Origin of the sequence: Streptomyces sp. NPDC001381 (genome assembly GCF_042895685.1) — a bacterium.
Classification (GTDB): Bacteria; Actinomycetota; Actinomycetes; order Streptomycetales; family Streptomycetaceae; genus Streptomyces.
Window position 1 is genome coordinate 17,354 of record NZ_JBIAWO010000005.1, and the last position, 13,476, is coordinate 30,829.

General features: G+C 70.8%; 12 protein-coding genes. 6 read left to right on the forward strand and 6 right to left on the reverse strand.

Annotation, left to right across the window (positions count from 1 at the left end; genetic code table 11):
* Window positions 1-54: 54 nt before the first annotated feature.
* Both ACFY2L_RS22805 and ACFY2L_RS22810 read right to left on the reverse strand, forming a co-directional pair.
* Complete coding sequence (locus ACFY2L_RS22805) at window positions 55-450, reverse strand: molybdopterin-binding protein (RefSeq protein WP_390657162.1); 396 nt, start codon at window positions 448-450, stop codon at window positions 55-57.
* Window positions 451-550: 100 nt separating this feature from the next.
* A complete protein-coding gene (locus ACFY2L_RS22810) occupies window positions 551-2,509 on the reverse strand; it encodes an amino acid transporter (RefSeq protein WP_390823214.1) in 1,959 nt (652 codons plus the stop codon).
* Between the two features lie 400 nt (window positions 2,510-2,909).
* Here ACFY2L_RS22810 and ACFY2L_RS22815 point away from each other — a divergent pair, with 400 nt between their 5' ends.
* From ACFY2L_RS22815 to ACFY2L_RS22830, 4 genes are all read left to right on the forward strand, one after another.
* Window positions 2,910-4,202, forward strand: coding sequence for an extracellular solute-binding protein (locus tag ACFY2L_RS22815; RefSeq protein WP_390657875.1), 1,293 nt, complete (start codon window positions 2,910-2,912; stop codon window positions 4,200-4,202).
* A gap of 43 nt (window positions 4,203-4,245) precedes the next feature.
* Window positions 4,246-5,244 (forward strand): carbohydrate ABC transporter permease, encoded by a 999-nt coding sequence (locus ACFY2L_RS22820; RefSeq protein ID WP_390657164.1) that lies wholly within the window; start codon window positions 4,246-4,248, stop codon window positions 5,242-5,244.
* A 62-nt stretch (window positions 5,245-5,306) separates the two neighbouring features.
* Window positions 5,307-6,071, forward strand: coding sequence for a carbohydrate ABC transporter permease (locus tag ACFY2L_RS22825; RefSeq protein WP_390657876.1), 765 nt, complete (start codon window positions 5,307-5,309; stop codon window positions 6,069-6,071).
* A gap of 59 nt (window positions 6,072-6,130) precedes the next feature.
* The gene (locus ACFY2L_RS22830; protein WP_390823215.1) at window positions 6,131-7,192 is read left to right on the forward strand and encodes an endo-1,4-beta-xylanase; all 1,062 of its coding nucleotides are present in this window, start codon (window positions 6,131-6,133) and stop codon (window positions 7,190-7,192) included.
* On the opposite strand, the gene ACFY2L_RS22835 is transcribed toward ACFY2L_RS22830, so the two are convergent.
* The 3 genes from ACFY2L_RS22835 to ACFY2L_RS22845 form a co-directional block, all read right to left on the reverse strand.
* The gene (locus tag ACFY2L_RS22835; RefSeq protein WP_390823216.1) at window positions 7,185-8,231 is read right to left on the reverse strand and encodes a LacI family DNA-binding transcriptional regulator; all 1,047 of its coding nucleotides are present in this window, start codon (window positions 8,229-8,231) and stop codon (window positions 7,185-7,187) included. The genes ACFY2L_RS22830 and ACFY2L_RS22835 overlap by 8 nt on opposite strands.
* A 201-nt stretch (window positions 8,232-8,432) precedes the next feature.
* Window positions 8,433-8,621, reverse strand: a complete 189-nt coding sequence (locus tag ACFY2L_RS22840; RefSeq protein WP_057580598.1) for a DUF5999 family protein — start codon at window positions 8,619-8,621, stop codon at window positions 8,433-8,435.
* 418 nt (window positions 8,622-9,039) lie between these two features.
* A complete protein-coding gene (locus tag ACFY2L_RS22845) occupies window positions 9,040-9,630 on the reverse strand; it encodes a hypothetical protein (RefSeq protein WP_390657167.1) in 591 nt (196 codons plus the stop codon).
* A gap of 566 nt (window positions 9,631-10,196) precedes the next feature.
* On the opposite strand from ACFY2L_RS22845, the gene ACFY2L_RS22850 reads away from it, so the two are divergent.
* Both ACFY2L_RS22850 and ACFY2L_RS22855 read left to right on the forward strand, forming a co-directional pair.
* Window positions 10,197-11,714, forward strand: coding sequence for a glutamate-cysteine ligase family protein (locus tag ACFY2L_RS22850; protein ID WP_390823217.1), 1,518 nt, complete (start codon window positions 10,197-10,199; stop codon window positions 11,712-11,714).
* Between the two features lie 93 nt (window positions 11,715-11,807).
* A complete protein-coding gene (locus ACFY2L_RS22855; protein WP_390823218.1) occupies window positions 11,808-12,611 on the forward strand; it encodes a CPBP family intramembrane glutamic endopeptidase in 804 nt (267 codons plus the stop codon).
* 4 nt (window positions 12,612-12,615) lie between these two features.
* Here ACFY2L_RS22855 and ACFY2L_RS22860 read toward each other — a convergent pair whose 3' ends face one another.
* Complete coding sequence (locus ACFY2L_RS22860) at window positions 12,616-13,425, reverse strand: PhzF family phenazine biosynthesis protein (RefSeq protein ID WP_390657170.1); 810 nt, start codon at window positions 13,423-13,425, stop codon at window positions 12,616-12,618.
* Between the last annotated feature and the right edge of the window lie 51 nt (window positions 13,426-13,476).

Below are 13,476 nucleotides of genomic sequence, written 5' to 3' on the forward strand. Positions count from 1 at the left end.
GCGGGCATCGGATGCCCTGCATGTGCGTTCACACGCGAGGTGGACCGCGACGGCTCAGACGCGGTCGATATGGACGTTTGTCGACTTCACCCGGGCGGTGGCCTCCATGCCGACCTCCAGGCCCAGTTCCTCCACGGCCTCCCGGGTGAGCAGGGAGACCAGGCGGTGCGGGCCGGCCTGGATCTCCACCTGGGCGGCGACGTCGCCGAGCTTGATCGCGGTGACGATGCCGGGGAAGGCGTTGCGGGCCGAGGTGTACGGGGGTTCCTCGTCCGCGCCGTCGGACCGGGCGAGTTCCACGGAGAACGCGGCGAGGTCCTTGCCGTCGATCAGGCGCCGTCCGGCCTCGTCGCGGTGGGTCGCCACCCGGCCGGCGTCCGCCCAGCGGCGCGCGGTGTCGGGGCTCACGCCGAGCAGCCGTGCCGCCTGGCCGATTGTGTAGCTCTGCATGCGGCTCACGATAGGGCCGGGAGCGAGGCGTACGGCCACCAGGGCGTTCCCGGCGCCGCGAGAGCCGGCGGGGCGATCGCGCCGCCGGCTCTCGCGGCCCTCAGCCGGTGTGGACGCGAGGACGGCGGGCGCGGTCCGGTTCGGCCTCCCGCAGGACCTCGCGGGTGACCGGGGCGACCTCGCCCTGCCCGAAGAGGAAGAAGCGCAGGAAGTTGGCGAAGGGGCTGCCCTCGGTCCATTCGAAGTAGATGTGCGGGGTGCAGCCGGTGGTGTCACGGGTGTGCAGGAGCAGGGCGGCCAGGGCGTTCGGGATGGAGGAGGACTCCAGGGTCAGGACGCGGTAGCGGTGGTGCAGGACCTCGCCGCGCACGGTCAGGCCGGCCTCGAACTCGGAGGGGTCGAGGACCGTGACCTCGACGAAGACGAAGTCCTCGCCGGGGATGTCGTTGTCCTCGCGGATCTGCTCGATCTTGTCGCGGTACTCGCGCTGGTCGCGCTGGTCGGGCTCGTTGGCGATGAACCGTATCTTGCGGCTGGACATGTCCCGGATGAAACGTTCCGCCATCGGGTCCAGCGTCACGCTGGTCACGCGCAGCTCGAAGGCGCGGGCCAGCCGGGAAAGGAGGGAGACGAGGATGATGCCGGCGATGAAGCAGGCGCCGATCTTCACACCGTCGGGCCGTTCGACGACGTTCGCGCCGGTGACGTAGAGCAGGACCGCCGAGACGGTCGCGAAGCCGATGGTCCAGCCGCGCTGCCGGGCCCGGCGGGCGGCGATGGTCACGGCGATGGCGGCCGAGGACATCAGCACCAGGACGCCGGTGGCGTAGGCGCCGCCCTGGGCGTCGACGTCGGCGTCGAAGATCCAGGTGACCAGGAAGGCGACCAGGGTGAAGACGATGACCATCGGGCGCACCGCTCGCGCCCAGTGCGGGGCCATGCCGTACCGGGGGAGGTAGCGGGGCATCAGGTTGAGCAGCCCGGCCATGGCGGAGGCGCCGGCGAACCAGAGGATGGCGATGGTCGAGACGTCGTAGACCGTGCCGAAGCCGTTGCCCAGGTACTCGTGCGCCAGGTAGGCGAGCGCACGGCCGTTGGCCTGGCCGCCGGACTCGAACTCCTTCTCCGGGATCAGCCAGGTGGTGATGAAACTGGTGGCGATCAGGAAGACGCTCATGATCAGCGCGGCGGCCGTGAGCAGCTTCTTGGTGCCCCGGATGCGGCCCGTGGGGCGCTCCTCGGTGTCGTCCGGATCGCCCTGGACGTGGGGCATGACGGCGACGCCGGTCTCGAAGCCGGACAGGCCCAGCGCCAGTTTGGGGAAGACCAGCAGGGACACGCCGATCATCGCGAAGACGTTGCCGTGCTCGGCGGTCAGGGCGCTCGACCAGTCGGTGACCACATGGCCCTCGGTGAGCACGTGCCACAGGCCGACGCTCACCACGACCGCGTTCAGGCCGAGATAGGTGACCACCAGGGCGACCGCGACGCCGATGGCCTCCAGGAAGCCCTTGAGGAACACCGCGCCGAGCAGGGCGATCAGCACGAGGGTGATGATCATCTGCCGGCCGTGCAGGACGTTCGTCAGGTGGGGGTTCTCGACCAGGTGGGTGGAGGCGTCCGCCGCGGACAGGGTGATGGTGATCAGGAAGTCGGTGGCGGCGAAGCCCAGCAGGGTCAGGACGAACAGCTTGCCCTTCCAGAAGGACAGCAGCCGTTCCAGCATCGCGATCGAGCCCTCGCCGTGCGGGCTCTCCTCGGCGACGCGCCGGTAGACCGGCAGGGCGCCGGCCAGGGTGACGATCACCAGCACGACGGTCGCGACCGGCGAGAGCAGTCCGGCCGCGAGCGCGGCGATGCCCGGCTGGTAGCCGAGGGTGGAGAAGTAGTCGACACCGGTCAGGCACATCACGCGGTACCAGCGCTGGCCCCGGTGCCCGGGTCCGGCCTCCGGCTCGGCGGGCGGTGCCGGCCGGTCATGACCCTTGCCCATGTCGGCCAGACCCTCCAGCATCCAGGCGCGCAGGCGACTGGGGGGAGGGTGCTCGGTCGTGGCCATGCGGAGTGCTCCTGGGGTGCGGCGCAGCGTGCGGTTTCGGCCATCCGGTGGACGGCGGAATCAGCGTAAGCGGAGCGTGACGCATGGGCCCACGGCTGCGGGGCCGGGCGGCGTCAAGCTTCCGTTAAGACTGGTCAGGGGGCTGACGCACACGGCGTCATGGGTCGAGGGGTGGCGTCCGGCCGCCGGGTGGCTGCGGCCCGCCCGCTCCGTAATGTTCGTCGCTCACTCCGAATGTTTCGCCGCCTCCGCTGGACCCTTTGGCTTCCCGCTCTTGAACGGACCCTTGGATTGCCTGTGTTCAAGGGGTTGCCACCTGTCGGAGGGTGTCTCTAGGGTGCGGCAGCAGCGAAGCTTTCTGGATCTGGTTCGAAACTTTCGATCTACCAAGGAGCGCATGATGGGCGACCCGGCACTGTCCCGCCGAGGCTTCCTGGCGGCCTCCGCCGCGGCCGGTGTGAGCATGACGGCACTGAGCGGCTGCGGCGGCGACTCGGACGGAGGGTCGTCGGGGACGACCACGATCGAGTGGTGGAACATCTCCACCACCCAGCCCACCAAGGACGTCTGGGCCGCCCTCGCCAAGCAGTTCGAGGCCCAGAACCCCAAGGTGAAGGTCAAGATCGTCCAGCTGGAGAACGACCCCTACAAGTCGAAGATGACGGCGCTGACCGCCTCCGGGAAGCTCCCCGACATCTTCCACACCTGGGGCGGCGGTGTCCTGAGGCAGCAGATCGACGCCGGGCTCGTGGAGGACCTGACCGACAGGAGCAAGGGGTGGGGGGACTCCCTGCTGTCGGTCGCCCGGGAGCCGTACCTGTTCGACGAGAAGGTCTACGGCATCCCGTTCGACATCGGCATGATCGGCTTCTGGTACAACAAGGCGCTCTTCAAGCAGGCCGGCATCAGCGCGCCCCCCACCACCTGGAGCGGCTTCCTGGACGTCGTGCGCAAGCTGAAGTCCGCCGGGATCACCCCGCTCGCCCTGGCCGGCAAGGAAAAGTGGCCGGGGATGTACTACTGGGCCTACCTCGCCATGCGCACCGCGGGGATCGACGCGCTGCGGAAGGCGAACGACGACAAGGACTTCACCGGGGACGGGTTCGTGCAGGCCGGTCAGCACCTTCAGGAGCTGGTCGATCTCCAGCCGTTCCAGAAAGGCTTCCTCGGCGCCGCCTACAGCACCCCCACCGGTCAGGCCGCCAGCATGGGCAACGGCAAGGCCGCCATGGAGCTGATGGGCCAGTGGGCGCCGGTCGTGGAGGCCGACGCGGGCAAGGGGCTCGGCTCGAACCTGGGCTTCTTCCCCTTCCCCGCGGTCGAGGGCGGCCAGGGCGCGATCACCGAGGTCTTCGGCGGAGGCGGTGGGCATGCCCTGCGCAAGGGCGCCCCCCAGGCGGCCGTCGACTTCCTGAAGTTCTTCGCCTCGGCGGCCACGGACACCACCCTGGTCAAGAAGACCGGTGTGCTGCCCGTCGTACCGGCTGCCGAGAGCGCGCTCACCGACCCCAACCTCTCAGCCGTACAAGCCCAGTTGAAGGCCGCCACCGGCTTCCAGCTCTATCTCGACCAGGCGTACGCGCCCGCCGTCGGCCAGGAGATCAACGACAGTGTCGCCGGGCTCATCGCGGGCTCCAAGTCCCCCCAGCAGGTCACCGAGTCGATCACCAAGGTCGCTAAGGAAGAGCAGTAGCCGCGATGACCTCGACCTTCTCGAGGAAGGGGGGCCGGAGGCGATGACCTCCACCTTCCTCCCGGACAAGCGCAGCGGCCCGGACGTCGGTCACCGGCCCGTGGTCCCCGGGGCGGACCGCGGGCGGGCGAGGCGGCGTGTGCTGCACTGGCTCACCGCCGTCGGCTTCCAGGTGCCCGCCCTGGTGCTGTTCGGCACGCTCGTGCTGCTGCCGATGCTGTTCGCCCTGTACGCCGCGTTCTTCCGCTGGGGCGGCTTCGGGATGCCCGAGGACTTCGTCGGCGGCGACAACTTCACCCGGCTCTTCCAGGACCCGGTGTTCCTGGGCGACCTGTGGCGCTGCCTCGTCCTCGTCGGACTGTCCCTGCTGCTCCAGCTGCCGTTCGCGCTCGCCCTCGCGGTCGCGCTCAACCAGAGGATCCGCGGCCGGGCCGTGTACCGGATGCTCTTCTTCGCGCCGTACATCCTCTCCGAGGCGATCACCGGCGTGCTGTTCAGCATGATCTTCGCTCCCGACGACGGGCTCGCGGACCATCTGCTGGGCGCCGTGGGCCTGGACGGGCTCGGCGGCCAGTGGTTCGCCGATCCGTCCACCGTGATGGCCACCCTCTTCCTGGTCATGACCTGGAAGTACTTCGGCTTCCACATGATGCTCTACCTGGCCGGACTGCAGTCCGTCCCGGCCGAGTTGACCGAGGCCGCGCTGATCGACGGGGCCGGGCCCTGGCAGCGGTTCCGCAGCGTCACACTGCCGCTGCTCGCGCCCACCCTGAGGATCAGCGTGTTCCTGTCGGTGATCGGGGCCATCCAGCTCTTCGACCTCGTGTGGATCCTCACCGCGGGCGGCCCCGACCACCACTCCGAGACGATGGCCGTGACCATGTTCCAGTACGGCTTCAAGCGCTACCAGGTCGGCTACGCCAGCGCGATCAGCGTGGCCATGTTCGGCATCAGCCTCGTCTTCGCCCTCGCCTACCAGCGGTTCGTGCTCCGCCGTGACCTGGAGGGCGCCACCACGACCATGCGAGGAGGCGGCTCGTGAGCGTCCGCAGGACCGGCCGGACCCTGCCCGTGCACCTTCTCCTCGCCGTCGTCGGCGCGGTGATGGGCGTACCGCTGCTGTACGCCGTCCTGTCCGGGTTCAAGTCGACCGATCAGCTCTCCCGCAACCCCATCGGCCTGCCCGACCCGTGGGTCACCTCCAACTACACCGACATCCTCGGCTCGCGCTCCTTCTGGCAGCTCCTCGGCAGCAGCACCCTGATCGCGGCCGGTACGACGGTGGTGGTGGTCGCGGTGTCCGCGCTCGCCGCGTTCTCCTTCGCCCGGTTCGCCTTCCGGGGCCGGGAGCTGCTGTTCACGCTGTTCACGATGGGGCTGATGTTCCCGTTCGCGGTGGCCGCCCTGCCGCTGTTCCTGCTGCTGCGGTCGATGGACCTGCTGGACAACCCGCTCGGCGTGATCCTGCCGCAGGCGGCCTTCGGGCTGCCGATGACCATCGTCATCCTGCGCGGGTTCTTCCGGGAGATCCCGGCCGAACTGGAGGAGGCGGCCACCCTCGACGGCTGCGGGCCGCTCGGCTTCCTCTGGCGGATCCTGCTGCCGATGGCCCGGCCCGCGCTCGGCACGGTCTCCGTGCTCGCCGTCGTCGGCAGCTGGAACAACTTCCTCCTGCCGCTGCTGGTCTTCAACGAGCCCACCTGGTGGACGCTCCCCATCGGCGTGCAGCAGTTCCAGGGACAGTACTCCGCCGAGTACGCGCGGATCTTCGCGTACCTCGTCCTCGCCATGGTCCCCGCCCTGGCCTGCTACTCCGTCGCCGAGCGCCAGCTCGTCGGCGGTCTCGCCGCCGGCGCCACGAAGGGATGACGCGCGCCCGCGGACCCGTACGGCTCACCCACACCCGTCGATCGTGAGGAGTCGCATCCATGCCCAGCACAGCCGCCCGCACCCGGCTGAGACTCGCCGGAGCGCTCGCCGCCGTCCTGGTCGCCGCCGGGATCGCCGGCGGACCCGCCGCCCAGGCGCACGAGAAGCCCCGGCCCAGCACCCTGGCCGACCTGGCCCAGCGCCACGGCCGCTACTTCGGCAGCGCCACCGACAACCCCGAACTCACCGACACCGCCTACACGAGGATCCTGGGCAGCGAGTTCGACATGATCACCCCCGGCAACGGCATGAAGTGGTACGCCACCGAGCCGCAGCAGGGCGTCTTCGACTGGACCGCCGGCGACGAGATCGTGAACCTCGCGCGCGCCCACCACCAGAAGGTCCGCGCCCACACCCTCGTCTGGCACAGCCAGCTGCCCGACTGGCTGACCGGCAGGCAGTGGACGGCCGGCGAACTGCGAGCCGTACTGAAGAAGCACATCCAGACCGAGGCGCGCCACTACCGGGGCAAGGTCTACGCCTGGGACGTCGTCAACGAGGCGTTCAACGAGGACGGCACCTACCGCGAGACGATCTTCTACAAGACCCTCGGCCCCGGCTACATCGCCGACGCATTGCGCTGGGCCCACCAGGCCGACCCGAAGGCGAAGCTCTACCTCAACGACTACAACATCGAGGCCGTCGGCCCGAAGAGCGACGCCTACCACACCCTGGCCAAGGAACTGAAGGCGCAGGGCGTCCCGCTCGACGGCATCGGCCTGCAGGCCCATCTCGCCCTGCAGTACGGCTATCCGGCCACCCTGGAGGACAACCTCCGCCGCTTCTCCCGGCTCGGCCTGGACACGGCGCTCACCGAGGTCGACGTACGGATGCTGCTGCCCGCCACCGTGGAGAAGCTGGCCCAGCAGGCGGAGTGGTACGCGGACATGACCGAGGCGTGCCTGGCGGTGCGGCGGTGCGTGGGCATCACCGTCTGGGACTACACCGACAAGTACTCGTGGATCCCGGCCTTCTTCCCGGGGGAGGGAGCCGCCCTGCCGTGGGACGAGCAGCTCGCGCCGAAGCCCGCCTACCGGGCGATCCGGGACGCGCTCAGCTGACGCCGCCGCGAGGGGGCGCGGTGCTGGCGCGCACCACCAGCTCCGTGCCCAGTTCCACCCGCGGCGAGTCGGGGCGCTCGCCGCGGGCCAGGCGCAGGACCGTGCGGACGGCCAGCTTGCCCATGTCGGCGAGTGGCTGGCGGACGGTGGTCAGGGGCGGGGCCGACCAGCGGACCTCGGGAAGGTCGTCGAAACCGACGACGCTCATGTCCTCCGGGACGCGCAGACCGCGCCGGCGCAGCGCCTCGATCGCGCCGAGCGCCATCTGGTCGCTGGCCGCGAAGAGCGCGGTGGGCGGTTCCGGCAGGCCGAGGAGGGCGGTGCAGCCGGTGAAGCCCGACTCGGGGTGGAAGTCGCCGGGGACGACGAGGGCTTCGTCGACGGCGAGCCCGGCCGCTTCCAGGGCCGCGCGGTAGCCGTCGTAGCGGGCGCGTGAGCACAGCAGCCGGGGCGGGCCCGCGATCAGGCCGATGCGACGGTGCCCCAGGGCCAGCAGATGGTCGGTGGCGGCGAGGCCGCCGGACCAGTTGGCGGCGCCGATCGTGGGGGTGTCGGCGGTGGGGGACCCCATCGGGTCGACCACCACCAGCGGGACGCCCAGGATGCGCAACTGCTCGTGCAGCGTGGGTTCCAGGGCCGAGGTGACCAGGATGACCCCGTCGGAGGCGCGGGCGCGCAGATTGCGCATCCACTCGCGGGCGGCGCCGGAGCGGCCGTGGATCGCCGAGACCACGGTCCCGGCACCGGCCGCGTGGGCGGCCTCCTCGACGCCGCGGATGATCTCCACCGCCCAGGGGCTGTCGAGGTCGTTGAAGACCAGGTCGAGGAGGGCGGCCCGGGTGGGGGAGGGGGCGGCGGGCCGCTTGCGGTAGCCGTGTTCGCGCAGCAGTTCCTCGACCCGGGCGCGGGTGCGCGGGGAGACGTCGGAGCGGCCGTTGACCACCCGGGAGACGGTCGGCACCGAGACGCCGGCCTGCCGGGCGATCTCCGTGATGGTGACCTTGCCGTGTGCCGCCGGTGCCGTGCCGTCCGCCGTCATTCCCCCACCTCCGTCGCCGCGTTCCGGGCGAGCGACCGAAACTTCCAGGAGTCTTCCGGAAAACGTGTGCGTACGGAAGGGAAGGCGGGGGCTACGAGGAGTGAGCGGCCCCGGACACGCGTCGGGGCCGGTTCGCAGCGTGTGTCTGCGGTCCGGCCCCTCATGTCCCCGGACGACGGTCCCGCGCCGTCCGGGTGGTGCTCAGGCTGCGGTCACGACCCGGTGAGGAGCGATGACCCGGCCGTCCGGCAGGAGCTCACCGGTGTCCTCGAAGAGAAGGACGCCGTTGCACAGCAGGCTCCAGCCCTGCTCCGGGTGGTGCGCCACGAGACGGGCGGACTCCCGGTCGGCGGAGGTTGCTGTCGGACACGGTGGCTGGTGCTGGCACATGGATGGGTTCTTCCGCTCTGGCGTGATGTGTGAGATGGCTGTGGTCGTGTCTGTCCCGCGGCGTGACGCGTCGTGTACGTCCTTCAAGGCCGCCCCCCGTTGTGATAAGTCGGTCGGAAACCAGTGTTGCCCTCCGGGCGTGGATCCGCAGGGATTTCGCGGCACCGCCCCTCACAGGTTCATGACGCGTCACCCGCGCGGGCGGTTCATCTCAACTGCACTGTCACTTCGGGTGGTTTCCCGTGGCCGGATAGGGCTAGTCCGGACGGGGAGGCGGCCGCGCGGGGGCGCAGGCACGCAGGCACACGGACGCACACCGCGCGGGCATGCGGAAGTCCTGCACAGCGCGCGGAGCACCGTACCCCGCCACCGGGGCCGCGGTGGCGGGGTACGGGGTACGGGGTGTGCGGGTACGGCGTCAGGCGGGCGAGCCGAGCAGGGGCGGCGCCGAGGGCGTCACCCGGAGGGTCAGCACCGGGAGCAACTCGGCGACGCGGTGGGCGCGGTGGGCGGCGATCCCGGGCGGCGCCGGGGCCAGCGGCACCAGCAGGTCGGTGGCCGCGGGATGGCCGGTGACGCCGTCGGTGTCGGTGTCGCCGTGCAGCCAGAGGGTGAGCATGTAGAGGCCCGGGACCGACAGCAGCCGCGCCTGGTACGGCTGGGTCGCCGACTCGGCCTGGCGCAGGGCGCGTTCAGTGGAGGCGATGTAGGGACCCTCGAAGAAATGGGAGAACGCCCAGCCGTCCGGGGTCAGCCGGGTCTCGGCCGCCGCCACGGCCCGGTCGCCGCAGCGGATCAGGAAGCGCCAGCCGGCCAGCCTGGTAGCGGTCACGCCTTCGGGGGTGATCCGGTCCAGGACGTGCAGCGGCAGCGGGAGTTCGGGGGTGGCCTCGCCCTGGGCGGTGCGCAGGGACGGAGTTCGCGCCTCGCGGACCGCGGTGGGGGAACCGAGGGCCGTGAGGACGGAGCGCAGGGCGGGCGCGGGAGCCGGGGGTACGTGCAGCGGCATGGTGGGTCGCCTCTCATTCACAGGCGGTGGCGCGAGGGCGGGGGCGGACGGCGCTGTCAGCTAGCTCTCGTCAGGGTCGGAGAGGCGGGGGCCGGGGTCTGGGGAAAGCCGGGGTGCGCGAGCGGCCTGCCGTCACCCGGACGACAGGCTCCTTCGACCGCGGGGCCACCTTCTCCGCCTTGTGCGAGGAGTTTATACGACATGTGTTCAGACTGTGTTTCGTCTAGTCGACGCCGGGACACTCGGCAAGGGTTCATTCGGTCGGCGATACGTGTGAATCATCCCGATTCAGAGCGGTCGGCGTCCCGATGACCTCGGGATATGCACACACAACGGTCGGCCCATTCTCGTCGGAGAATTTCACGAGTTCCTGAGTTCGTGAATGAGCGCTCTGCCGCTTGCCCCGTGAATGTGCCTCCGGTCAACTCGGAGGACTTCCGGTCAGAGTAGCGGGTAGGGGGGACCGGAGAGGACGTTATCGATCGGTCCGGCTGGGCATCATCCCACCTGACCCGGGAGACCGGCGGCCGGATCCCCGGCCCGCCCATGCGAGGAGGGACGCTTCGATGGGGGAGAAGGTCGTGGCAGGCGCGTTCGACCTGTCCGATCGGCAGCAGTACCGCGACAAGCTCCAGCGGTGTCTGACGGGGCTGGAGCGGCTTCTGGCCCAGAAGCGCTTCGACCGGCCCAAGAACCTCATGGGGCTGGAGATCGAGCTGAATCTCGCGGGTGCCGACGGACTGCCGAAAATGCTGAATGGCGCAGTGCTCGAGAGGATCGCCAGCCGAGATTTCCAAACAGAACTCGCCATGTTCAACCTGGAAGTCAACATCGCCCCACACCGATTGGGCGGGCGGGTATTCGACCGGCTGGCCGAGGAACTCCGTACGTCACTGGCATATGCCCACCGAAAGGCCGGCGAGGTCGACGCGGGAATCGTGATGATCGGTATTCTGCCGACCCTCGACCGTGACGACCTGGTCTCGTCCAACCTGTCCGAGGTCGACCGCTACACCCTGCTCAACGACCAGATCGTGGCCGCCCGGGGCGAGGACTTCGCCCTCGACATCGACGGCGTGGAACGGCTCTCGTGCACCTCGAAGTCGATCGTCCCCGAGGCCGCCTGCACCTCCGTGCAACTGCACCTCCAGGTCACCCCGGCCCGCTTCGCCGACGTGTGGAACGCGGCCCAGGCCGTCACCGCCGCGCAGATCGCCGTCGGGGCGAACTCGCCCTTCCTGTTCGGCCGCGAGCTGTGGCGCGAGTCCCGGCCCCCGCTGTTCCAGCAGGCCACCGACACCCGGCCGCCGGAGCTCCAGGCCCAGGGCGTCAGGCCGCGGACCTGGTTCGGCGAGCGGTGGATCAGCTCCGCGTACGAACTGTTCGAGGAGAACCTGCGCTACTTCCCCGCCCTGCTGCCCATCTGCGACGAGGAGGACCCGCTGGCCGTGCTGGAGGCGGGCGGCGTCCCCTCACTGGCCGAGCTGGTCCTGCACAACGGGACCATCTACCGCTGGAACCGCCCCGTCTACGGCATCGCCGACGGCGTACCGCACCTGCGCGTGGAGAACCGCGTGCTGCCCGCCGGGCCCACCGTGACCGACGTGGTCGCCAACGCGGCCTTCTACTACGGCGTCGTCCGCGCCCTGGCCGAGGAGTCCCGGCCGGTGTGGTCCCGGCTGCCGTTCGAGGCCGCCGAGGCCAACTTCGACGCGGCGTGCCGGTACGGCATCGAGGCGCGGTTGCAGTGGCCCCGGCGCGGACGGCTCGGCGGCGTGGGCGAGGTCGACGCCGTGAGTCTCGTACGCGAGGAGCTGCTGCCGCTGGCGGAGGCCGGGCTGGACGCCTGGGGCGTGGAGCCGGCCGATCGCGACCACTACCTCGGCGTCATCGAGGAGCGGTGCCGACGGCGGACCAACGGGGCGACCTGGCAGGTGGCGACCTTCCGGCGCGGCCTGGAGGCGGGGCTGTCCCGCGATGCGGCACTGGCCGCCACCACCCGCCGGTACGCGGAGCTGATGCACCTGGGCGAGCCGGTGCACACCTGGCCCGTGGGCGCGCCGGAGCCCGTGTCGGTGGGCTGAGCTCCCGGGGATGTCCGGTCGGTCCCCGGGGGGTGCTGCCGGTCGCGCCGGGTTCATGGGGCAAGCTGTGACGTCCCATGACCGGAAGCGGGTGTGCAGGTGGAGGCGGGGCCGGTGGCCGATTCTGTTGACGACGAGCGGCCCTCGCGGCGGATCCTCCGGGACGAGACACTGCTCGTCCTGGGGCTTTCGCTGGGCGCGAGCGGTGTGTCCGCGCTGATCAGTTTTGTCGGATCGGTCACCCGGCCGGGAGGGCTCAAGGACCAGGCCGCGACCCTCAACGCCTCGGCGGCGCCGGGCCGTCCCTGGCTGGATCTCGCCTGGCAGCTGTTCGGGATCGCCTCGGCACTGGTCCCGGTCGCGCTGGTCGCCCACTTCCTGCTGCGCGAGGGCCAGAACGGCCTGCGGACGCTGGGCTTCGACCGCACCCGGCCCTGGTCGGACCTCGGCCGGGGCGCCGGGGTCGCGGCCGTCATCGGCAGCACCGGAATCGCCTTCTACCTGCTGGCCCGAGAGCTCGGCTTCAACCTCACCGTGGTCCCCGAGGCGCTGCCGGAGGTGTGGTGGAAGTACCCCGTGCTGATCCTGTCCGCGCTGCAGAACGCGATCCTCGAAGAGGTCATCGTGGTCGGCTATCTGCTGCGCCGGCTGGACCGGCTGGGCTGGACGCCCGGCACCGCGCTGATGGCCAGCGCGGTGCTGCGCGGCTCCTACCACCTCTACCAGGGCGTCGGCGGCTTCATCGGCAACATGGTGATGGGTGTGGTGTTCGTCTGGCTGTACCGGCGCTGGGGACGGGTCGGCCCGCTGGTCGCGGCGCACTCCCTGCTCGACATCGGCGCGTTCGTCGGCTACGCGCTGCTCGCGGGGAAGGTGGCGTGGCTGCCGACCCCATGACCCCCTACGCGAGCAGTTCGCCCTCGATGACCGTCACCGCGCGGCCGGTCAGCAGGGTGCGTTCGCCGCGCAGTTCCGTGCGGACGCGGCCGGAGCGCGGGGAGGCCTGGAGCCCGGTCAGCGGCGTACGGCCGAGACGTTCCGTCCAGTAGGGGGCCAGCGCGGTGTGGGCGCTGCCGGTGACCGGGTCCTCGTCGATGCCGACGTTCGGGAAGAAGCAGCGGGAGACGAAGTCGTAGCCCAGGGCGGGGTTCTCGGCGCGGGCCGTGGCGATGATGCCGCGCCGGGAGTAGGCCCCGAGGGCCCTGTGGTCCGGGCGCAGGGCGTGGACGGTCTTCTCGTCGGCGAGCTCGACCAGCAGGTCGCCCACGTGCGGACCGGTGTCGAAGGCGGCGACCGGCTCCGCGCCCAGGGCCTCGGCGACCCCGTCCGGCAGCCCGACCGGGGTGAGCGGGGCGGTCGGGAAGTCCAGGGTGATCGAGCCGTCCCCGGCCGGCGTCGCCACCAGGACGCCGCTGCGGGTGGCGAACCGCACCGGCCCGGTGTGGGCGCCCGTGGTGTGCAGGACGTGGGCGGTGGCGAGAGTGGCGTGGCCGCACATGTCGACCTCGGCGACGGGCGTGAACCAGCGCAGGGCCCAGTCCGCCTCGCCGCCCGCCGGGAGCGGGTGGGCGAAGGCGGTCTCGGCGTGGTTGACCTCCAGGGCCACGTTCTGGAGCCGGTCGTCGCCCGGGAAGGCGTCGAGGAGGAGGACCCCGGCCGGGTTTCCGGCGAAGGGGCGGTCGGTGAAGGCGTCGACGATTCGAATCCGCATGCCCGTGACGGTAGGGGGTCGGCGAGGCCCTCGGCCAAGGCCAATCCATGA

Excerpts from the sequence above, each read along its gene's own strand:
- ACFY2L_RS22840 (WP_057580598.1), bottom strand. The coding sequence starts at position 8,621 with ATGTGCCAGCACCAGCCACCGTGTCCGACAGCAACCTCCGCCGACCGG.
- ACFY2L_RS22835 (WP_390823216.1), bottom strand. The coding sequence starts at position 8,231 with ATGACGGCGGACGGCACGGCACCGGCGGCACACGGCAAGGTCACCATC.
- ACFY2L_RS22860 (WP_390657170.1), bottom strand. The coding sequence starts at position 13,425 with ATGCGGATTCGAATCGTCGACGCCTTCACCGACCGCCCCTTCGCCGGA.
- ACFY2L_RS22810 (WP_390823214.1), bottom strand. The coding sequence starts at position 2,509 with ATGGCCACGACCGAGCACCCTCCCCCCAGTCGCCTGCGCGCCTGGATG.
- ACFY2L_RS22815 (WP_390657875.1), top strand. The coding sequence starts at position 2,910 with ATGGGCGACCCGGCACTGTCCCGCCGAGGCTTCCTGGCGGCCTCCGCC.
- ACFY2L_RS22845 (WP_390657167.1), bottom strand. The coding sequence starts at position 9,630 with ATGCCGCTGCACGTACCCCCGGCTCCCGCGCCCGCCCTGCGCTCCGTC.
- ACFY2L_RS22820 (WP_390657164.1), top strand. The coding sequence starts at position 4,246 with ATGACCTCCACCTTCCTCCCGGACAAGCGCAGCGGCCCGGACGTCGGT.
- ACFY2L_RS22825 (WP_390657876.1), top strand. The coding sequence starts at position 5,307 with ATGGGCGTACCGCTGCTGTACGCCGTCCTGTCCGGGTTCAAGTCGACC.
- ACFY2L_RS22805 (WP_390657162.1), bottom strand. The coding sequence starts at position 450 with ATGCAGAGCTACACAATCGGCCAGGCGGCACGGCTGCTCGGCGTGAGC.
- ACFY2L_RS22830 (WP_390823215.1), top strand. The coding sequence starts at position 6,131 with ATGCCCAGCACAGCCGCCCGCACCCGGCTGAGACTCGCCGGAGCGCTC.
- ACFY2L_RS22850 (WP_390823217.1), top strand. The coding sequence starts at position 10,197 with ATGGGGGAGAAGGTCGTGGCAGGCGCGTTCGACCTGTCCGATCGGCAG.